The 20,971-nt window shown below is 34.1% G+C and carries 18 protein-coding genes; 9 read left to right on the top strand and 9 right to left on the bottom strand.

Annotation, left to right across the window (positions count from 1 at the left end):
- Positions 1-13 precede the first annotated feature (13 nt).
- The 7 genes from rlmD to lpxB form a co-directional block, all read right to left on the bottom strand.
- On the bottom strand, positions 14-1,420 hold the full coding sequence (gene rlmD / locus ASG22_RS05145; protein WP_055981590.1) for a 23S rRNA (uracil(1939)-C(5))-methyltransferase RlmD: 1,407 nt from the start codon (positions 1,418-1,420) through the stop codon (positions 14-16).
- 159 nt (positions 1,421-1,579) lie between these two features.
- Positions 1,580-3,133, bottom strand: coding sequence for a TlpA family protein disulfide reductase (locus tag ASG22_RS05140; RefSeq protein ID WP_055981587.1), 1,554 nt, complete (start codon positions 3,131-3,133; stop codon positions 1,580-1,582).
- Between the two features lie 137 nt (positions 3,134-3,270).
- Complete coding sequence (locus tag ASG22_RS05135; RefSeq protein ID WP_055981584.1) at positions 3,271-4,038, bottom strand: succinate dehydrogenase/fumarate reductase iron-sulfur subunit; 768 nt, start codon at positions 4,036-4,038, stop codon at positions 3,271-3,273.
- 24 nt (positions 4,039-4,062) lie between these two features.
- A complete protein-coding gene (locus ASG22_RS05130) occupies positions 4,063-6,075 on the bottom strand; it encodes a fumarate reductase/succinate dehydrogenase flavoprotein subunit (protein ID WP_055981582.1) in 2,013 nt (670 codons plus the stop codon).
- A gap of 15 nt (positions 6,076-6,090) precedes the next feature.
- Positions 6,091-6,753: a succinate dehydrogenase cytochrome b subunit gene (locus ASG22_RS05125; protein ID WP_055981579.1), complete on the bottom strand. Its 663-nt coding sequence runs from the start codon at positions 6,751-6,753 to the stop codon at positions 6,091-6,093.
- 142 nt (positions 6,754-6,895) lie between these two features.
- Positions 6,896-8,665: a ComEC/Rec2 family competence protein gene (locus ASG22_RS05120; protein ID WP_055981575.1), complete on the bottom strand. Its 1,770-nt coding sequence runs from the start codon at positions 8,663-8,665 to the stop codon at positions 6,896-6,898.
- Positions 8,666-8,799: 134 nt separating this feature from the next.
- Positions 8,800-9,909: a lipid-A-disaccharide synthase gene (gene lpxB / locus ASG22_RS05115; RefSeq protein WP_055981573.1), complete on the bottom strand. Its 1,110-nt coding sequence runs from the start codon at positions 9,907-9,909 to the stop codon at positions 8,800-8,802.
- Between the two features lie 78 nt (positions 9,910-9,987).
- Between lpxB and ASG22_RS05110 the strand changes: the two genes are divergently transcribed.
- Both ASG22_RS05110 and ASG22_RS05105 read left to right on the top strand, forming a co-directional pair.
- Positions 9,988-10,497, top strand: coding sequence for a DUF2480 family protein (locus ASG22_RS05110; protein WP_055981569.1), 510 nt, complete (start codon positions 9,988-9,990; stop codon positions 10,495-10,497).
- Between the two features lie 109 nt (positions 10,498-10,606).
- Positions 10,607-11,260: a DUF937 domain-containing protein gene (locus tag ASG22_RS05105; RefSeq protein WP_055981567.1), complete on the top strand. Its 654-nt coding sequence runs from the start codon at positions 10,607-10,609 to the stop codon at positions 11,258-11,260.
- A 56-nt stretch (positions 11,261-11,316) separates the two neighbouring features.
- On the opposite strand, the gene ASG22_RS20685 is transcribed toward ASG22_RS05105, so the two are convergent.
- Positions 11,317-11,433, bottom strand: coding sequence for a 30S ribosomal protein THX (locus ASG22_RS20685; protein ID WP_082504945.1), 117 nt, complete (start codon positions 11,431-11,433; stop codon positions 11,317-11,319).
- Positions 11,434-11,649: 216 nt separating this feature from the next.
- Between ASG22_RS20685 and ASG22_RS05100 the strand changes: the two genes are divergently transcribed.
- From ASG22_RS05100 to ligD, 7 genes are all read left to right on the top strand, one after another.
- The gene (locus ASG22_RS05100) at positions 11,650-12,240 is read left to right on the top strand and encodes a DUF2975 domain-containing protein (protein ID WP_055981564.1); all 591 of its coding nucleotides are present in this window, start codon (positions 11,650-11,652) and stop codon (positions 12,238-12,240) included.
- Between the two features lie 2 nt (positions 12,241-12,242).
- Positions 12,243-12,449, top strand: coding sequence for a helix-turn-helix domain-containing protein (locus ASG22_RS05095; protein WP_055981561.1), 207 nt, complete (start codon positions 12,243-12,245; stop codon positions 12,447-12,449).
- An 11-nt stretch (positions 12,450-12,460) separates the two neighbouring features.
- On the top strand, positions 12,461-14,164 hold the full coding sequence (locus tag ASG22_RS05090) for a S41 family peptidase (RefSeq protein ID WP_055981558.1): 1,704 nt from the start codon (positions 12,461-12,463) through the stop codon (positions 14,162-14,164).
- A gap of 127 nt (positions 14,165-14,291) precedes the next feature.
- Positions 14,292-16,046, top strand: coding sequence for an aspartate--tRNA ligase (aspS, locus tag ASG22_RS05085; RefSeq protein ID WP_055981555.1), 1,755 nt, complete (start codon positions 14,292-14,294; stop codon positions 16,044-16,046).
- A gap of 177 nt (positions 16,047-16,223) precedes the next feature.
- Positions 16,224-17,009 (top strand): Ku protein, encoded by a 786-nt coding sequence (locus ASG22_RS05080; protein ID WP_055981552.1) that lies wholly within the window; start codon positions 16,224-16,226, stop codon positions 17,007-17,009.
- The gene (locus ASG22_RS05075; protein WP_055981549.1) at positions 17,009-17,611 is read left to right on the top strand and encodes a DNA polymerase ligase N-terminal domain-containing protein; all 603 of its coding nucleotides are present in this window, start codon (positions 17,009-17,011) and stop codon (positions 17,609-17,611) included. Before ASG22_RS05080 ends, ASG22_RS05075 begins: the two co-directional genes overlap by 1 nt.
- Positions 17,612-17,688: 77 nt before the next feature.
- Entirely contained in the window at positions 17,689-19,545 is a 1,857-nt protein-coding gene (gene ligD / locus ASG22_RS05070; RefSeq protein WP_055981546.1) for a DNA ligase D, read from the top strand.
- Between the two features lie 503 nt (positions 19,546-20,048).
- Here ligD and ASG22_RS05065 read toward each other — a convergent pair.
- Positions 20,049-20,780 carry an SDR family NAD(P)-dependent oxidoreductase gene (locus ASG22_RS05065; protein WP_055981543.1) on the bottom strand — a complete coding sequence of 244 codons (732 nt, stop codon included), beginning with the start codon at positions 20,778-20,780 and terminating at the stop codon, positions 20,049-20,051.
- Between the last annotated feature and the right edge of the window lie 191 nt (positions 20,781-20,971).

The raw sequence follows: 20,971 nt of genomic DNA, 5'->3' as shown, positions 1-20,971 counted from the left end.
AAATGTAAATAAATTATTTCTTAATTAATAACGCAATATTCTCTACGTGATGTGTTTGTGGAAACATATCAACAGGAAGAATTTTTACTACTTTATAATGTTCTTTCATTAAAGCTAAATCTCTTGCCTGAGTGGCTGAATTACAACTTACATACACTACTTTTTCAGGAGCTAATTTTAAAATTTGCTCTACTACCTTCTGGTGCATTCCATCTCTTGGCGGATCGGTGATTAGTACATCTGCTTTCGGATGATTTTCCATAAATTCATCATTGAAAACATTTTTCATATCTCCACAATAGAACGTAGTATTGGTCAAACCGTTTAATTCTGCGTGTTCGATGGCTGCATCAATAGCTTCCTGAACCGATTCTATACCAATTACATGTTTTGCATTTCTTGCCACATATTGTGCAATCGTTCCCGTTCCTGTATATAGATCGTAAACTACTTCATCGCCTTTTAAATCAGCAAATTCCAGAGTTTTTCTGTATAATTCTAAAGCCTGCTTGTAATTAGTCTGAAAGAAAGATTTCGGTCCGATTTTAAATTTTAAACCATCCATTTCTTCCATTAAAAATCCTTCTCCAAAATAAACATTCACGTTCAAATCATAAATTGAATCGTTTTGCTTAGGATTAATAGCATACACCAATGTTTTTATTTGCGGGAATTGTTCCAATAAAAAGTCAAAAAGCTGTGTACGGTTTTCTCTTTCTTCTCTATAGAGCTGGAATAAAACCATCCATTCTCCTTTAGAGTTTTGCCTCATCATTAAAGTTCTCAGAAAACCTTCCTGATTTTTCACATCAAAAAAGTCTAAACCTTTGTTTTCTGCGAATTTCTTAACAGCTAAACGAATTGCATTTGAAGGATCTTCCTGAAGGAAACACTCTTTCAAATCTAAAATTTTGCTCCACATTCCCGGAATATGGAAACCAAGTGCATCTCTGCTCCCAAAATTCTCTTCAGAACTGATTTCGTATTGTGAAAGCCATCTTGCATTGGAAAAAGAAAATTCCATTTTATTCCTGTAAAAATATTGCTCTTCAGCTCCTAAAATCGGAACGGTTTCAAAATCATCAATGCCACCAATTCTCTTAATATTATTGTAAACTTCTTCCTGTTTAAAGTCAAGTTGTTTTTCATAGCTCATATTCTGCCATTTGCAACCTCCGCAAGTCCCGAAATGAATGCATTTTGGCTCTACTCTGAATGGTGATTTTTCAACAATTTCTTTTACTTCAGCCTCAAAATATTTTGACTTTGATTTCTTAACTCTTGCATTCACTATATCTCCAGGAATTGCCCCTGAAACCAAAACGGTTTTTCCTTCTTCCGTTTTTCCGATAGCTACTCCTTTTGCACCTGCTGCAAAAAGCTTTATATTTTCAAGAATTACATCTTTCTTCTTTCTCATAACAATACACTGTGACAGAGATCGTTTTTATATTAAACTCCATCTAATTTCTATTTTTCTAATAAATCCTTGAAACCTTTCAGTTTCAAATCTGTCTGCAAAAATACATAAAAAAAAACCTTATCCGAAGACAAGGTTTTTATATATAATAGTTTTAAATTATTTTGTCTGAGCCGGTTGCTGAGATTGTGCCTCTGCCGCCTGTTGCTGAGCTGCTACAACCGCCGGATCCATACCTCCACCTTGTTGCAGCTGTACATTAGGATTTACTTTTGGAGCAGAAAGTCCTGTTTGCTTATCGAGTACTGTTACCAATTCAGGATCTCCAAGATTGAAGAACGGCTTGCTTGCAATTTTACCGTCTTTATCTATAATAATAAAACAAGGTAATTTGAACGCATATACTCCATATTTTTTAGCAATCTCAGAATTTAAACCTCCTTCAGCATAAACATTAGTTCCTGTAAAGCCTTTTAGTAAAGAATTGCTTGTTTTTACAAACTGATCTTTAGTATCATCAACGTTTACATAAACGAAATTCATTTTAGACTTATAGAAATTTACAACTTCTTTCAATACAGGTGTTGTCGATTCTCCGATGTAAGGATTCCAAGAAGCATAGAATGTTAATAAATAAGGTTTTCCTTTGTTTTCAGAAAGATTATATGCTTTACCGTCTTGTTTTACCAATGCACCCTCAGGAGCCTGCTCACCAATTTTGAATCCGTTAATCGCAAACTGAATTTTTTTCAAATCTTCTTTAATGGTAGCATCTTTAATATCTGTATCAATAATTTTCTTGATTTTCTCAGTAGTCTTTTCCGGAGAACCTGGATGAATATCAGACTGAGCCATTACGAATGCTAATAGATAATCTTTAGTTACCTGAGAAAGATCTTTTTGGTTTTTCTTTAAATATTCAGAAAATAGCTCTGAAGTAACAACATCCGTTTTACCTTTGCTGTTAGCCTGAGCATATTTTTGGAAATCAGGACTCATTTTACCTAAAAGATATTGTCTGTAGTAAGGATTTTCCTTTACCATAACATCTTTATTTTCCTGAAGTTTATTTTCGAAATCAGTGAACGCTTTCGTTAATTTGAAAGAAGGATTACCTACTTGCTGTTTATGACTCATTTCATACTGACTCAAAATAGTAAGCAATGTGCTTGATACATCATTTTTCTTCCATGTAACGATTTCGCTGTCAGGATTGAATTTCTTTACATTCTCGTCGATATTTTTTGTAATATCAGCCTGCACTTTTTCAATTCCTTTTAAGAAAGACTTTTCATCTTTCATAATCAATTCATTCATATTAACGCTTTGAGCGTAAGTTGAAAGAAATTTTTGAGTTGCCGTAAAGAATTCATTATTCTTTTTAGCATCTCCCGTGATTACATATTCTGTAGGGAAAGCCATTGCATTTCCTGAAATCTCAAGTTTCTGACCTCCTTTTAGATAGATTAAATTTTGTTTTCCGGCATAAGAAATCACATACATTCCGGTTCTTGGAGCATCAAAGCTTCCTTCGAAAGTTCCATCGCTTTTAACACCGATATTAATTAATGGTAAAGTGGCAACACCTGAAGCCTCGATAAACTCGATTCTCTCTAATGGAGAACCTCCAGTGATTTTTCCTTTTACTTCTACTTTTTTAGAGCAAGACATTGCAAAAACAGCAATGATAAACAATAAAAGATATTTTTTCATTTTGAATTTTAATAATTACGCAAAAATAAGTTTTTCAATAAATTAAAAGCAACTAAATATTACTTTTATGAAAGATTTAACTAAAAAAAATCGCCATCCGGTGAGGAGACGATTTTTTATGGTATTTTTAATCAATTTTATCCTCTGTCAGCAAGAGCAGCCATATATTCTCTGTTCATTCTGGCGATGTTTTCAAGAGAAATTCCTTTCGGACATTCTACTTCACAAGCACCTGTATTTGAACAGTTTCCGAAACCTTCGTCATCCATAGCTTTCACCATGTTAAGAACTCTTCTCTTCGCTTCCACTCTACCTTGCGGTAAAAGTGCGTACTGAGAAACTTTAGCTCCTACAAATAACATTGCAGATCCGTTTTTACAAGTAGCCACACAAGCTCCACATCCGATACAAGCCGCAGCATCCATTGCTTTGTCTGCATCTTCTTTTGGAACCGGAATAGCGTTGGCATCCAATGTATTACCTGAAGTGTTCACCGAAATGAAACCACCTGCAGCCATTACTCTGTCGAATGCACTTCTGTCTACCATTAAATCTTTAATAACAGGGAAAGCCGCACTTCTCCAAGGTTCGATAACAATCGTTTCACCGTCTTTGAACATTCTCATGTGCAACTGACAAGTAGTGATACCCGTATCCGGACCGTGAGCTCTACCATTGATGTATAGAGAACACATACCGCAAATACCTTCACGACAGTCATGGTCGAAAGCGATTGGCTCTTTTCCTTCGTTAATGATATTCTCGTTCAGAATATCCAACATTTCCAAGAATGAAGAATCTGTAGAAACATCCGATATTTTATAGGTCTCAAACTGACCTTTAGTCTTATTATTTTTTTGTCTCCAAATTTTCAGCGTAAGATGAAGGCCTTTTTTTGCACTCATAATTGTATATTTATAGGTTGGAGATTATTTGTAACTTCTTGCTTTAACTTCGATGTTGTCATAGATCAAGTCTTCTTTATGCAGAACTTCTGTTGTAATATCATCTGTTTGATATTCCCAAGCTCCAACATATTTAAAGTTAACATCATCTCTTTCTGCCTCCCCTTCCGGAGTAGCATGATCTTCTCTGAAGTGTCCTCCACAAGATTCGTTTCTGTGTAAAGCATCAATAGCCATTAATTGTCCAAGCTCGATAAAATCCGCAACTCTGAACGCTTTTTCAAGTTCAGTGTTCATTCCATCGGCATCACCAGGAACTTTCACATCTGCCCAGAATTCTTTTTTCACCTGAGCGATTTCAGCAATAGCTTCTTTCAAACCTTCAGGAGTTCTTCCCATTCCTACCTTATTCCACATAATGTGTCCTAATTTTTTATGGAAATGATCTACTGAATGAGTTCCTTTATTATTTAAGAAGAAATCTACTTTATCTTTAATTTCTTTTTCAGCTTTATCAAAATCTGCAGAATTCGTAGGAATTGAACCTGTTCTGATGTCTGCAGAAAGGTAATCTGCAATGGTGTATGGAAGTACGAAATATCCATCTGCCAAACCTTGCATCAAAGCAGAAGCTCCCAATCTGTTTGCTCCGTGATCAGAGAAGTTAGCCTCACCGATTACGAAACATCCAGGAATTGTAGATTGTAAGTTATAATCAACCCAAACACCACCCATTGTGTAGTGAACCGCAGGATAGATCTTCATTGGAGTTTTGTAAGGATCATCAGCAGTAATTTTCTCGTACATTACGAATAAGTTCCCATATTTCTCCTCAATCCAAGCTTTTCCTAAATCATAGATCTGCTGATCTGTAGGATTGTGAATATGTTTTTCGATAGCAGCTTCTTTACCTTTTTTAATGATCTCTGTAGAGAAATCTAAGTAAACACCTTCTTTAGTATCATTATTTTCAATTCCGTAACCAGCATCACATCTTTCCTTACCCGCTCTGGACGCAACGTCTCTAGGCACTAAGTTTCCGAATGCAGGATATCTTCTTTCTAAATAATAATCTCTATCTTCTTCTTTAATATTTTCAGGTCTAAGTTTTCCTTCTCTGATCGCTACAGAATCTTCAATCTTTTTAGGAACCCAGATTCTTCCTGAGTTTCTAAGAGATTCAGACATCAAAGTCAGCTTAGACTGCTGCGTTCCGTGAACAGGAATACACGTCGGGTGAATCTGTACATAACAAGGGTTCGCGAAGTACGCTCCTTTTTTGTGGATTTTCCAAGCTGCAGAAACATTTGAACCCATTGCGTTTGTAGATAGGAAATATACGTTTCCATAACCTCCTGAAGCAATTACAACAGCGTGAGCAGAATGTCTTTCGATCTCTCCTGTTACAAGATTTCTTGCAATGATACCTCTTGCTTTTCCATCTACAATTACCAATTCCATCATTTCGTGACGGTTGTACATTTTAATTCTTCCTTTACCGATTTGACGGCTCATTGAAGAATATGCACCTAATAATAACTGCTGACCAGTTTGTCCTTTTGCGTAGAACGTTCTTTTTACCTGAACCCCACCGAATGAACGGTTATCTAATTGCCCACCGTAATCTCTCCCGAAAGGAACTCCCTGAGAAACACATTGGTCAATAATATTTGCAGAAACTTCAGCTAATCTGTAAACGTTTGCCTCTCTTGCTCTGTAGTCACCACCTTTAATCGTGTCATAGAACAATCTGTATGTAGAGTCACCGTCTCCCTGATAATTTTTAGCTGCGTTGATACCTCCCTGAGCCGCAATAGAGTGCGCCCTTCTTGGAGAATCCTGATAACAGAATGCTTTTACATTATATCCTTGCTCAGCTAAAGTAGCTGCAGCAGAACCTCCTGCCAAACCTGTACCTACAACAATAATATCAATCTTATCTCTGTTGTTTGGTGCAACAAGGTTCATATGATCTTTATGATTTTTCCATTTATCCTTTAAAGGACCAGCTGGAATTTTTGCATCTAATTTACTCATATTAGTATATTGATATTATTGAGTTACGAAGTGATAAATTGCGATAAAAATAAAACCTGCAGGAATAAGGATAGAATACCATTTCCCTAAAGCTTTGATTACCGGAGTATATTTTGGGTGTCTAGCCCCGATTGACTGGAATGAAGACTGGAAACCGTGAGCCAAGTGCAATCCTAACAAAACAAAAGCAATTACATACAAAGCTACTCTCCAAACGTCTGCAAACTTCTCATGAAGCTCTGGCCAGAAACGTTCTGCGTCAGGAGCTATTCCTTCTACATATTTGTAATCAAGCTCGTGCCACCAGAAATCATAAAAGTGAAGTACCAGAAAAGCTAAAACAACCGCGCCGGAAATAATCATATTTCTCGACATCCATGTAGAATTGGAAGAAGGATTGTTTGCATCGTACTTTACAGGACGTGCATTTCTATTCTTAATTTCTAATATAAATCCCATAATGAAATGGAAAAAAACCGCAAAACCAAGAATAGGCTGCATTAAGAACTGTACCATTGGATTATAGCCCATAAAATCTGATGCCGTATTGAATGCATCACGATTCAGGACTGATAAAAAATTGGTCGTCAAATGCAGTATAAGAAAGATCAGCAAAAATAAAGCTGATAATGCCATAGCATATTTTCTACCTATCGTAGAACTCGTTAAACCTGCCATATAAGTTTAAATTTCAATTTCCACAAAATTAAGAAATGTTAACTATATCAAAAAGTGAGAAATCTCACAATTACACAGTTTGTAATCTTTCTAAATAACAGCTATAATATTATAAATAAAGGAAAAAGAGTAGGACAGTGAATTATTTCAAATCATAAATTTTATTGTTGTAAACGATCTTCTCCACATCCTTAGAAAACGTTTTTATTTCAGAAATATCAACTCTTCTCGACGAACAGTAAGGATTGATAATATATTGGATAATTTTATCCCTTTCCGCATCCTCACTTACCCAAAAGCAAACACTATTACCTTTTTTAATTGATAGAATTTTCTTTTTACTAAAACTGTGAGTTAGAATTTCGTTTTTACTATTTTCAAATATATTGAAACTGACTCTGATAACTAAAAATATGGAAACAGCCATTATCAATACCGCAGTATTTTTAACATTTAATTTTAAAATTGCAAACCTCATCAGATAAAGAATTATAAACAAAGAAAAAACTTCAAATAGGTTCATTGAAATATTCTCAAAAAACAATTTATCAAAATCTGCAAACCAATGAATAATTTTCAATAATATCTGAATAATGAAATCGTACATAATATTTATCAATTCAAAATCAAGCTTGAAACCAATCAATGTCGTGATTAAAAATGAAAAAACAATCACAATTTCAGAAAACGGAACGATAAAAAAATTAGCAATAACAGAAATAAACGAAAACTGATGAAAATAATACAAAACCAACGGAAGTGTAGCCAATTGTGCAGAAATGGAAATTGAAATCGTATTAAAAATTAATTTTTTAAACCAATTATTCTGTTCGGGAAAATAATTTAAAATCGGTTGATTCAGCCAGAAAATTCCGAGAACTGCAAGAAAACTCAATTGAAAACCGACATCAAAAATCTGTTGTGTATCAAAAATCAGAATAACAAAGGCTGATAGTGACAGAGAATGCAGTAAATCCGGTTTTCGTTGGAGCAAAACGTAAATAAAATATACGCTCAGCATGATACTGGAGCGGACAACCGAACTTCCAAAACCAATAAAAACAGTAAAAAGCCAAATAAAAATTAAACTTGAAATAATTGCATATTTTCTAAATTGTAACGGTAAAATTTTAATTAATAAAAAATAAAACAATCCGAAAATCACAACAATATGCGTCCCGGAAATTGCCAGAAAATGCGTCAGTCCGGATCGGTTAAAATCCTGAACAGTCTGAACATCTATTTCTGTTCTGTCTGCGAGAATAATCCCTTTCAAAAACTCTTTCGATTTGGGTGATATTTCAGTTTTATCAATATTCTGAAGTACTTCAAGTCTTCTTTGTGAAAACTTTTCACACCAACTCAGATCATTTCTTTGTGCCGAAGAAATTCTGTCATTGATGTAAATCTGATATTCAATATTTTTACGGCTCAGGTATTTTGCATAATTAAATTGAAAATCATATTCCGGAGATTTTGGCTTTGTTATATAACCTTTTGCTTTATAATAATGATTAAAATCTAATCCTTTTTCATCTTTTGGGACATATAAAACGGCATTAAAATCACTTTCTTTTATATGCGCTTCAATTTCATATTTTCTATTCTTTTCGTTTGAATTCAATTTTTTAGAAACCTTGAAAACAACTGTTTCATTATTGCCAACCGAAGGATGCTGAGACGAAAAAGAATTAAAAAAATGCAGAACAATTCCGATTGCGAAAAACATAAAACCTAAGATGTAAGGTTTTGATTGATGAAAAATAAACGACTTTAAAAATGTGGAAATTAAGATTAATGTACAAATTCCGATAATCGGATAAATACATTCTTTACCCAAAGAAAAATTATCCTGAAAGAAAATACCGAGGATAAAGCAGATGACGAGAATCAAAAGTGGTTGTTTATTCAAAATTGTGTTTTCCCAAATGTATCTAATTGAACAACAATTCACAAAAGAAAAATCACAAAATGTAAAAAGTGCATCAAATTTGTCAATCAAAAGAAAAATCGCAGAAAATATTTCTACGATTGATTATAATTTATTTAATTTTTAAACTTTAAAATCACCTCAGCGGCATGATCGCTTGCTCCACTACCGCCCAGCTTTTCTCTCAACAATTCGTAATCTTTCAATATCTGGGATCGTTTTTCACCTTCCAGAATCTTTTTCAATTCTTCAACTAAATTTTTAGTATTGAGATCATTTTGAATTAATTCCTTTACTACTTCACGATCCATAATTAAATTCACCAAAGAGATGTACTTAATATTTTTAACCAGTCTTTTCGCAATGGCGTAAGAAATTTTACTTCCACGGTAACAGACCACTTCAGGAATATTCAGTAAAGCAGTTTCCAAGGTTGCTGTTCCGGATGTTACCAAAGCTGCTTTTGAACATCTTAATAAATCGTACGTTCTGTTAGATACAAAATGTACATTCTCATCTACATATTTCTGATAAAATTCTTTCGGAAGACTTGGAGCTCCGGCAATAACGAACTGATATTCTTTAAAATGTGGTCTCACAGAAAGCATCATTTCCAACATTTTTTCCACTTCCTGTTTTCTGGAACCCGGCAATAATGCAATAATTTCTTTTCCGTTTAAATTATGTTCAGCTTTAAATTTTTCAATATTGATATCCTGTAAAGTAGAAATGGCATCTAATAATGGGTGCCCCACAAAATGTGAATGAACACCATGTTTTTTATAAAAATCTTCTTCAAACGGAAGAATTACCATCATTTCATCAACGTACTTTTTGATAATCTCGACCCTCCCTTCTTTCCAGGCCCAAAGTTGTGGAGAAATATAATACATAACTTTAATTCCTAACTCTTTAGCGAATTTTGCAATCCTTAAATTGAAACCGGGATAATCAACCAAAATCAAAACATCAGGTCTGTTGTTTTTGATATCTTCTTTGCACAATTTAATGTTATTCAAAATCGTTTTTAAATTCATCGCCACTTCTAAAAAGCCCATGAATGCAAGATCTTTATAATGTTTCACTAAAGTTCCGCCTTGCGCAGCCATTAGATCGCCACCCCAAAACCTGAATTCTGCGTCCTGATCTTTCTGCTTCAAAGCTTTCATTAAATTACTCCCGTGCAAATCTCCGGAAGCTTCGCCTGCGATGATGTAATACTTCATTTCTATAATAAGGATAGAGAACAAATTAAGCTATTCGTGAATCTTAATTTGTAATTTTGTCCAAAGATAATGATAAAAATGTCAGAAGAATTTGAAATAAGAAATAAAGTTGCGGAAAGCGGTTTAATCAATTTTGACCTTACTGATCTTGTGCCTAAAGGTGTAAGAAAAGGGATTGATCTTAAAGATTTTCTTTTTATGGAAATGATCTTAAAAGAAAAAGATTTCCGTGAAAAAGTTGCCGCTATTAACGTGGAGGAATATCGGGATACTTACATTTACATCTATAATTCGGCAGATGCAATCGTCCCTCTTTGGGCTTATTTTTTATTAACAGCCAAATTAACAGAATCTTCCAAAAAAATAGTTTTCGGAAATCGTGGAGATCTTGAAGTAATTCTAATGCACAACGCTATTCAAAGACATGATTTCAGCGAAATGCAGGGAAAAAGAGTCCTGGTAAAAGGCTGTTCAGACAAAGAGATTCCCGAAAATGCCTACATTGAGTTAGTTGAACAATTAAAACCCATTGTAAAATCATTGATGTTTGGCGAAGCGTGTTCTAACGTACCGATAATTAAAAATTAATATTGAACTTTTGGAAAACTATGTATTTTCTTCCAAATAGTAATTAAAAAACTTATTAGGAATATTTTTTGATAACTTTGATAGAGTTAACATTTAATAAACACAAACAATGAGTTTAATTGATTTACTTACAGGAAACACAGGCAATCAGGTTGCCGAACAGGCGGAAAATAAATTTGGAATCAGCAGAAATCAGGTTCTTGCCTTGCTTGCCGTAGCAGCTCCGTTAATTATTTCGTATCTAAGAAATAAATCAAAAGATACAAACGAGGCGGAAGCTTTAAATAAAGCACTTGATAAAGACCACGACGGAAGCATTCTTGATGATACTACGCAGGCAGAAGCCAGACAATCTGAAGGAGGTTCTATTCTAAATCATATTTTTGGTAATGAAAAGCAAAATGTTGAAAATAATCTTTCTCAGAGTACAGGAATTTCTATAGACAAAATCGGACCGATTTTAGCGATGCTTGCTCCAGTTATTATGGGATATATCGGTAAAGAAAAACAGCAGAACAATGTAGGAGCCGGAGGTTTAGGAGATCTGTTGGGAGGAATTCTTGGAAATGCATCCAATCAGGCTCAGGGACAGCAATCAAGTCCTTTGAATGATATTTTAGGCAGTGTTTTGGGTGGCGGGCAATCATCATCTTCAGGAAACCCGCTGAACGATATTTTAGGAAGTGTTTTAGGTGGTGGAAGCCAACAGAAAAAACAAGAAGGAGGATTGGGAGACCTTTTAGGAGGTATTTTTGGAAAATAAATTGAATTTTTTACATAAAAAAAGACCGGAGAGAAATCTTCGGTCTTTCTTATTTTTTACTTGTTCTTATCTCCGGAAGCTGCTGTTGATTTCGCATCCTTTCTGCGTCTTCTTTTCCCGTAACTTCCGTTATTAATTTTACCTCTTCTGGATTTTTTGTCTCCTTTTCCCATAGTATTAAGTATTTGTTGTTATTACGAATTTAAAAAATCCTGTTTTAAATGAAAAATATCAGCTGTTAAAATTTCTATAAAAATAGCTTTTTGGAGTTTATTAATTTTTTTAGACCACAAAATTACAATTCAAAAATATAAAAAATTCAATAAATATTTATCGTAAAACAATAATTAATTATATATTTGCAATAATAAAAATAAAAATTAAAATCAATGAAACTATTAGGTAAAAATTCAATGTCGACGGCGCTAAGCTGTATACTTTTTCTTCTCTTTTTGTTTTTTGCATTTCATCTTATTTATGAACTATTCGGGTATGGAATTTCATATTATAATCTAAAAACAAATAGCAAAATTTTATATGATACATTTTATGTCGGAAACACAATCGATTGGGGTGGTAAAATAGCAACAGGAAGTAACTATTTCAGATTTAAATATCCTTTTTCGGATCAGCAAATGGTAACAGGTGTTTTTTCATTAAATATGTTTTTAAATTATTTACTTCAATTCTCTTTTTATACTTTGTTCTTCTTTTCAGCATTTAAAATTTTTAACGGAATGAGTCAGGAAATACTTTTTAATCAAAGTGTTATTGAGTGGTTAAAAAGATTCTCTATTCTTAATATTCTATTTGTTCCGCTATCTGTTTTAAACTGGCTATATAATTTTAAAAGTGATTTAAATATGGATATATTATTAATTGTATTTATACATCTTTTGTTGGGAATCATGGTATATTTTATCGTAGCTTTTTTCAAAAAAGGTTTTGAACTTCAATCTGAAAATGACTTAACCATATAATTATGCCAATAATCATCAATGTAGACGTGATGCTTGCCAAACGCAAAATGCAGTCACAGGAACTTGCCGAGAAAATTGGCATTACCCAGGCCAATCTTTCCATTTTAAAGACAGGAAAAGCAAAAGCCGTAAAACTTTCAACACTGGAAGCCATTTGCAAAGCGTTGGATTGTCAGCCGGGAGACATTTTAGAATACGTAAAAAGTTAAAAATTCTTATTGTGAAAAAATATTTTATCATTGCATTCACTTTTTTAGGAATACTCGCTTTTAGTCAGAATGAAAAAGCTGCAAAAACTCCTGAAAAAAAATTCATCCATTCAGAATTTAATAATGATTCTAAGATTTCAGAAGAACTGTTAAACAAAATAGGCGCTAAAAATCTTCAAAACTTAGGATTAATCTGGGGATTCCTGAAATATTATCATCCGAATGTTTCCTCGGGAAAATATAACTGGGATGATGAGCTGCTTAAAATTTTACCCAAAATTGCCGGAACTTCCGATGAGCAGAGAGATCAGATATTGATAACCTGGATAAAAAGTTTTGGTGACTTTAAAACCAAAGATTATCCTGAACCAAAGAATATAAAAATGAAAGCTGACCTGGATTGGATCACTTCTTATGGCTTTACAAAAGAACTGTCGGATTTATTGTTAGCGATAAAAAAAGCAGACAGAAAAAAATCGAATTATTATGTTTCCCTTTTCAGCGATGGTAATGCAAATTTTGAAAATGAGAATCCATACTCTACAATGGTTTCACCGGATGCAGGCTTTAGATTATTAAGCTTATACCGCTACTGGAACATCATTCAATATTATTTTCCTTACCGATATGCAATCGGGGAAGACTGGAAGGACGTTTTAACAGAATTTATTCCAAAATTCACCTCAGCGCAGGACGGAACCGAATATAATCTTGCCTGCCTGGAACTCAGCACAAAAATCAATGATTCTCATGGCGGATTCTTTAATAATGTCACTTATCATTTTTTTGGAGAAAGAATAGTTCCTTTAGAAATCGTTTTTGCTGAAAATAAAGCCGTGGTAAAAAATTATTATGACGAAAAATTAGGAAAAGAAACAGGAATAAAAATTGGTGATATCATTTTGGAAGTTAATGGAAAAACAGTGGGAAAAATCCTTCAGGAATATTCGAAATATATCCCGGCTTCCAATAAGGCTGTGAAATTAAGAAATTTATCATTCATCCTTTTAAATTCAAATGAGCTCACAATAGACGTTAAATATCTAAGCAACGGACTGGAAAAAACCGTTACGATTCCTACCTATAGATCCAATGAAATAAATTACACCCAAAAACCTGCCGAGTCATTCAAAATGAACAATGGCGATACTGCTTATCTCCATTTACAAAATCTGAAGTCTGACCATTTACCCGATATTTTTGAAAAAATAAAAAATACGAAAGGTTTAGTTATTGATATCAGAACGTATCCTACAGATGCACTGCTATTTAAACTTGCGAAATACATAATGCCGAAGCCTGAAATTTTTGTTGATTTTACAGTTTCTTATCCCACAAGACCAGGCTACTTTATTTTTGCACAGAAATACGACGTTGGCAGCAATAATAAAGACTATTATAAAGGAAAAATCGCTATTCTCGTAAATGAAACAACGCAAAGCTCTGCAGAATATCATACCATGGCGTTCCAAAAAGCTCCGAAGGCAAAAGTTTTCGGCTCACAGACTTCAGGAGCAGACGGTGATGTATCCTACATTCCTCTTCCGGGGAAAATATTGACCGGAATTTCTGGTGTCGGCGTCTATTATCCGGATGGAAAAGAAACACAAAGAATCGGTATTATTCCTGATGTTGAAGTAAAACAAACAATTGACGGTATCAGAAATAATAAAGATGAAGTTTTGGAAAAAGCTCTTGAATGGATTAAAAATTAACCAATACCTTAAAAACTCAAATCAAAAACTTCCTTCGGGGAGTTTTTTTGTTTTAGAAACTTTCAAAAACCTTATCTTTGCAACTGCAAATTTCAAATTTCAAACCTTAAATTTCAAATAAATAACAATGTTTCGATCGCACACAAACGGAGAATTATCTCTTCAACATCTTAATGAAGAAGTTACACTTTCAGGATGGGTACAAACCATTCGTGATAAAGGATTTATGATTTGGATAGATCTTCGAGATCGTTACGGAATTACTCAGTTGGTTTTCGACCAAGACCGTTCTTCAGCGGAATTGATGGAAAATGCAAAAAAATTGGGACGTGAGTTTGTGATTCAGGTTACAGGAAAAGTAATCGAAAGAGTAAGCAAGAACCCCAACATTCCAACCGGAGAAATTGAAATTTTAGTTGAAAAATTAACGATTCTTAATGAATCTCAACTTCCACCTTTTACCATCGAAGATGAAACAGATGGCGGTGAAGAATTAAGAATGAAATACCGTTATTTGGATATCAGAAGAGCTCCGGTAAGAGATAAACTGATCTTCCGTCACAAAATGGCACAGAAAGTGAGAAATTATCTTTCAGACGAAGGATTTATCGAAGTTGAAACTCCGGTTTTAATCAAATCTACTCCGGAAGGTGCAAGAGATTTCGTGGTTCCAAGCAGAATGAATCCGGGGCAGTTTTACGCATTGCCACAATCTCCGCAAACTTTCAAACAATTGTTGATGGTTGGAGGAATGGATAAATATTTCCAGATCGTGAAATGTTTCCGTGATGAGGATTTAAGAGCCGACAGACAGCCGGAATTCACACAAATCGACTGTGAAATGGCTTTCGTAGAGCAGGAAGACGTGATGAATGTTTTCGAGGGAATGACGAAAACTTTAATTAAAGATATTACAGGTCAGGAATTCGGAACTTTCCCAAGAATGACGTTTGCTGATGCGATGCAGAAATACGGGAACGACAAACCGGATATCCGTTTCGGAATGGAATTCGTGGAGTTGAATGAATTAGTAAAAGGAAAAGATTTCAAAATATTTGATGACGCAGAATTGGTTGTCGGAATCAATGTTGAAGGATGTGCAGATTATACAAGAAAACAAATCGACGAGCTTGTTGATTGGGTTAAAAGACCACAAATAGGAGCTTCAGGAATGGTTTGGGCGAAATTCCAGAATGATGGTGTAAAAACTTCTTCGGTAAATAAATTCTACAACGAAGAAGATTTATCGAAAATCATCGAGAAATTCGGAGCAAAAGAAGGCGATTTAATGTTGATTCTTTCCGGAAACGAGCACAAAGTAAGAACTCAGCTTTCTGCTTTGAGAATGGAACTTGGAAACCGTTTAGGATTAAGAAAAGGAAATGTGTTCGCACCACTTTGGGTTGTTGACTTCCCGTTATTGGAATTTGACGAAGAAAGCGGACGTTACCACGCCATGCACCACCCTTTCACCTCTCCAAAACCTGAAGATTTCCATTTATTGGAAACAGATCCCGGAAAAGCAAGAGCCAACGCTTACGATATGGTCTTAAACGGAAACGAAATTGGTGGAGGTTCTATCAGAATTTTCGATAAAGATTTACAGTCAAGAATGTTTGATTTATTAGGATTCTCAAAAGAAGAAGCAGAAGCTCAATTCGGATTCTTAATGAATGCCTTTAAATACGGAGCTCCGCCTCACGGTGGTTTGGCTTTCGGATTTGACCGTTTAGTGGCAATTCTTGACGGAAACGAAGTCATTAGAGATTATATCGCTTTCCCTAAAAATAATTCAGGACGAGATGTAATGATCGATGCACCTGCAGCCATTGCTAACGAGCAGCTGGATGAACTGGAATTACAATTGAATTTAAAAGCATAAATTAGAAGCGGAGAAAAATTCTCCGCTTTTTTTATTCATTTTATTGATAGAATTGAGACACTCCGGAATGAAAAACTATCTTTAAATTTTAATTTTGTAAATTCCCTTTAATCCAACTATAATTTCTGAATCTCAACGGCACAATCATTGTAAGTTATTAATACAAAATACGATACAATGAAAGCAATTTGGAACGGTGCCATTGGCTTTGGTTTAGTCAATATCCCTGTAAAGATTTATTCTGCGACTGAAACCAGCAAATTAGATCTTGATATGTTGGATAAATCTGATTTTTCAAATATAAAATTCAAACGAGTTAACGAGAAAACAGGCAAAGAAGTCAAATGGGAAAACATTGTGAAAGGTTATCTCATGGATGACAAATATATTGTTTTAGATGAAGAAGACTACGAAGCTGCAAGTCCCGAGAAATCTAAAATACTTTCCATAGAACATTTTGTGAAAGAAGCTGAGGTAGATTCTGTGTATTTTGAAACGCCTTATTTTCTTGAACCTCAGAAAAACGGAGAAAATGCCTATCGCCTTTTAATTAAAGCGCTCCAGCAGACAAAAATGGTCGGAATTGGCACATTTGTACTCCGAGACAGTGAAGCGATTGGTATGATTCGACCTTACAATGATGATGTTTTAGTGCTGAACAGATTACGCTTTGCTCAGGAGATCAGAGATTACAAAGAACTTAAGATCCCTGCTAAAAAAGCCCCAAAACCTGCCGAACTCAAAATGGCAAAAAATCTGATCGAGCAACTTTCAGAACCTTTTGATCCTACATTTTACAAAAATAATTACAGTGCAGATCTTTTAAAAATCATTAAGAAAAAAGCCAAAGGAAAAAATGTAAAACTTAAAAAATCTGAACCTGCAAAAGAAGGTAAAGTGATTGATTTAATGGCGCAGTTAAAGGCAAGTTTACAACGTCCAACCTCTAAAACCGCATCGTAATGGCTCTTAAAGATTATAATCAAAAACGAAAATTCGACGAAACTACCGAACCCAAAGGGAAAACAAAAAAAAGTAAAGATCAGCTCATTTTTGTGATTCAAAGACACGCAGCTTCCCGGCTTCATTATGATTTCAGATTAGAAATGGAAGGCGTTCTGAAAAGTTGGGCAGTTCCTAAAGGTCCGTCTTTAAACCCAAATGACAAACGTTTGGCGATGATGGTGGAAGATCATCCTTATGATTATAAAGATTTTGAAGGAAACATTCCTGAGGGAAATTATGGAGCCGGGCAGGTTGAAGTCTGGGACAGCGGAACGTATGAGCCTTTAGATGAAACCAGTAAACTTTCTGACGAAAAAGAACTGTTGAAAGAATTAAAAGCAGGTTCTTTAAAATTTATTCTTCACGGCAAAAAACTGAAAGGAGAATTTGCTTTAGTTAAAATGAAAAATGCAGAAAACAACGCATGGCTTCTCATTAAACATAAAGACGATTTTGCAGAAGAACATTATGATGCAGAAGAAAATACTTCTAAAAATTCAGAGGTTACCAAATTTTTAGAGGAAAAAAAAAGCCTAAAAAGCAACAAAAAAAAGTCATAAATTCAGCATTAAAACCTCATTTTCAAAGATTTAATTCTTTGATTGATGAGAAAAAACTGGAGAACTTCACTAAACCCATGCTCACCAAATTGTCTGATAAAGCATTTGATGATGAAGACTGGATTTTCGAGATAAAATGGGACGGCTATCGTGCTATTGCTGATCTCAGTAAAAAACAACCGCTCTTCTACTCCCGAAACGGTATTTCTTTCTTATCAAAATTTGAAAAAGTTTCTAACGATTTCAGCCAACAGAAATATAAAATGATTCTCGACGGAGAAATTGTTGCTTATGACGAAAACGGAAAACCCAATTTTCAACTGCTCCAACAGATTGGGGATAATCCGAATTTAGCTTTGACTTATCAGGTTTTCGACTTGCTTTGGCTGAATGGTCATTCTACCGAGGAACTTCCCTTACTACAACGAAAAGAACTGCTGAAAGATGCTTTGATAGAAACCGATGTCATCAAATACTGTGATCATATCTCTGAAAATGGCATTGATTTTTTTAATCAAATGAAAAAAATGCAGCTGGAAGGAATGATTGCTAAAAAATCTGACAGCATTTACACCGAAAACAGCAGAAGCTCGGATTGGCTTAAAATAAAATTCACTAATACTGAAGAGGTGATTATCTGTGGATTTACAGAGCCTCGAGGATCAAGGGAAGGTTTCGGAGCTTTGATTTTAGGAAAATATATTAATGGGACACTGACCTACGCAGGACATACCGGAACGGGATTTAATAAAGAATCATTACAAGAAATTCATCAACGGCTGGAGAAACTGGCAGTAAAAAAGTCACCTTTCAACATCGCTCCTAAAACCAATATGCCGGTAACGTGGATTAAACCTGAATTAGTATGCGAAATCAAATATTCTGAAATTACCAAAGATGGCATTTTTAGACATCCGGTATTTGTTGCGATAAGAGAAGATAAAAATCCAAAAGATATTAATGAAAAACCAAAAGAAATGAAAGCACAAACTTCATCAAAAAAAACTAAAACTTCTGAGACAGAAAGCGAAATTACGTTAAACCGACATAAAGTAAAACTGACCAATCAGGATAAGATTTATTTTCCGAAAGATGAGGTAACAAAAGGTGATGTTATTGATTATTATCAATCGGTTGCAGAATATATTTTGCCACATTTGAAGAACCGACCGCTTTCTATGAATCGTTTTCCAAATGGCATTGAAGAACAAAATTTTTATCAGAAAGATGCCAGTGACAATATTCCGGATTGGGTGAAAACGACGCAAGTTTATTCGGAATCTACCGACAAAAATATCGATTATATTTACTGTAATGACAAAGCAACTTTGGCTTATCTGAATAATTTAGGCTGCATCGATATGAATCCATGGAACTCGTCACTTCCCGATTTGGAGCACCCAGATTATTTGGTTTTAGACCTCGATCCTTCGAAGAAAAATAACTTTGATGATGTGATTGAAACCGCTTTACAAGTAAATGAAGTTTTAGAATCTATAAAAATTAAAGGATATTGCAAAACTTCCGGAAGTACGGGAATTCATGTGTATATTCAGATGGGTGGAAAATATGATTTTGACCAGGTAAAAGATTTTGCCTATATTCTGATGAAACAGGTGAATGAAAAATTACCGAAACTAACCACTCTAGAAAGAAGTTTACAAAAAAGAAACGACAAGAAAATTTACCTCGATTATCTTCAGAACCGTTCCGGACAAACGTTGGCAAGTGTTTACAGTTTAAGACCGAAAGAAGGAGCTTCCGTTTCAATGCCTTTGGAATGGGAGGAATTGAAAAAAGGGTTGAGGCCGACGGATTTTAATATTCATAATGCGTTGGAAAGAATTAAGGAAAAAGGTGATTTGTTTAAACCTGTTTTGGGTAAGGGGATTGATATGATGAAGGGGTTGGAATTGTTGCAGGAAAGCGAATAATATTCTTCTTTAAGTGTTTTTTTGTCCAACAAAGAAAATCAATTACTTAAATCATTAATTATTTTTAGATAAGTCTCAATCCAGCTAATATCCTTTGTTTCATTTATTACTGAGTAAAGATTATTAACAATTCCCTCAATAGATAACTCCTTTTTATTTTGACAGAATATTAATTGGAGTTCTAAGTTTTGAGCAAGATATTTTAGACATTCAACATTATTAATTTTAGAAAAACATTCACAGAAAACATAAGAAGATTTATATTTTCCCTGTAAAGCATAATCTGTAAAACTTAAAAAACTTGCAATAAAATCTAACTGATAATCAGACCATTTAAAAAGTTCTTCAACAAAATCATCATGATGTTTTGATGTAAAGCTTTACAAAATATTTTTTAAATAAGGATAATGTTCATATTCGAAATTCTCCGAACTAGCATAGTAATTTATATTGTCAATATAGTTTCTTATTTCTAAAAATTCATCTTTCATAATCGGAAAAATTTAAGGTAACTTCGCTACCAAACTCGCCGGCAACATTTTCAAAATCAAATAAATCATTTTCCATTTAAAATTGGGAACAATGGTGAAGGAGTTTCCTGCATTTACGATATATTTTGCTACATAATCAGGCTCCATAATTAAAGATTCATTCAATTGTAATCCTTCATTGATTTTTGTTCTGATATACCCGATTACTAAAGCATTGACTTTAATGTTTCTTGAAGCTAATTCTTGTCGCAAACCAGCTAAATACGTTGTAAAAGCTGCTTTTGTACTTCCATAAACAAAATTACTTTTTCGGCCTCTCACTCCTGAAAGTGATGACAATCCGATGACTCTTTCTAAATTCTTATTGCTTTCATCTGTCGCTATAATATTCAGAATGGAAACTGCACCCATATAATTTACCAACATCATTTGTTGAGTTCCTTTAAAGTCTTTTAAAGCCGTTTCGTTATCCACTAAAAATCCCGCTGCGTACATAACAATATGAGGTTTTACAGAAAGTTCGTCATAAAATTTTTGATGAGAATCAAAATCCACTGAATCGAAAGATAAAACCGTCACTTTTGAATTTAAATTATTTTTTTGAACAAACTCTTCCAAAGATTTTGTATTTCTGGAAGCCGCAATGATGGAAAATCCTTTTTGAAAATATTGCTTAATGCTTTGTTTGGCAACATCGGAATTGGCACCTAAAATGAGAACGGTTTTGTTTGTGTTTTGATTCATGAGGCAAAGATAATTTTTTATTAAGTATTAATTTCACAAACGGTGTCATTTCGACGAAGTAGAAATGCATTCTTATAATTTGTCAATGAATTCTTCATTACATTTTGCTATGTTTTGAATAACAGTTCCAAGTTAGACTGATTCAATAAAATCACTTTTACCTCTTCCTACATCTCTATTGTATTTTCATT

Origin of the sequence: Chryseobacterium sp. Leaf405 (assembly GCF_001425355.1) — a bacterium.
In the GTDB taxonomy this organism is placed as follows: Bacteria; Bacteroidota; Bacteroidia; order Flavobacteriales; family Weeksellaceae; genus Chryseobacterium.
This window is presented reverse-complemented; position numbering and strand designations above follow the sequence as displayed.

Excerpts from the sequence above, each read along its gene's own strand:
- ASG22_RS05135 (WP_055981584.1), bottom strand. The coding sequence starts at position 4,038 with ATGAGTGCAAAAAAAGGCCTTCATCTTACGCTGAAAATTTGGAGACAA.
- ASG22_RS05110 (WP_055981569.1), top strand. The coding sequence starts at position 9,988 with ATGTCAGAAGAATTTGAAATAAGAAATAAAGTTGCGGAAAGCGGTTTA.
- ASG22_RS05125 (WP_055981579.1), bottom strand. The coding sequence starts at position 6,753 with ATGGCAGGTTTAACGAGTTCTACGATAGGTAGAAAATATGCTATGGCA.
- ASG22_RS20685 (WP_082504945.1), bottom strand. The coding sequence starts at position 11,433 with ATGGGAAAAGGAGACAAAAAATCCAGAAGAGGTAAAATTAATAACGGA.
- lpxB (WP_055981573.1), bottom strand. The coding sequence starts at position 9,909 with ATGAAGTATTACATCATCGCAGGCGAAGCTTCCGGAGATTTGCACGGG.
- ASG22_RS05130 (WP_055981582.1), bottom strand. The coding sequence starts at position 6,075 with ATGAGTAAATTAGATGCAAAAATTCCAGCTGGTCCTTTAAAGGATAAA.
- ASG22_RS05080 (WP_055981552.1), top strand. The coding sequence starts at position 16,224 with ATGAAAGCAATTTGGAACGGTGCCATTGGCTTTGGTTTAGTCAATATC.
- ASG22_RS05075 (WP_055981549.1), top strand. The coding sequence starts at position 17,009 with ATGGCTCTTAAAGATTATAATCAAAAACGAAAATTCGACGAAACTACC.
- ASG22_RS05100 (WP_055981564.1), top strand. The coding sequence starts at position 11,650 with ATGAAACTATTAGGTAAAAATTCAATGTCGACGGCGCTAAGCTGTATA.
- ASG22_RS05095 (WP_055981561.1), top strand. The coding sequence starts at position 12,243 with ATGCCAATAATCATCAATGTAGACGTGATGCTTGCCAAACGCAAAATG.
- ASG22_RS05105 (WP_055981567.1), top strand. The coding sequence starts at position 10,607 with ATGAGTTTAATTGATTTACTTACAGGAAACACAGGCAATCAGGTTGCC.
- ligD (WP_055981546.1), top strand. The coding sequence starts at position 17,689 with ATGCTCACCAAATTGTCTGATAAAGCATTTGATGATGAAGACTGGATT.
- rlmD (WP_055981590.1), bottom strand. The coding sequence starts at position 1,420 with ATGAGAAAGAAGAAAGATGTAATTCTTGAAAATATAAAGCTTTTTGCA.
- ASG22_RS05140 (WP_055981587.1), bottom strand. The coding sequence starts at position 3,133 with ATGAAAAAATATCTTTTATTGTTTATCATTGCTGTTTTTGCAATGTCT.
- ASG22_RS05065 (WP_055981543.1), bottom strand. The coding sequence starts at position 20,780 with ATGAATCAAAACACAAACAAAACCGTTCTCATTTTAGGTGCCAATTCC.
- aspS (WP_055981555.1), top strand. The coding sequence starts at position 14,292 with ATGTTTCGATCGCACACAAACGGAGAATTATCTCTTCAACATCTTAAT.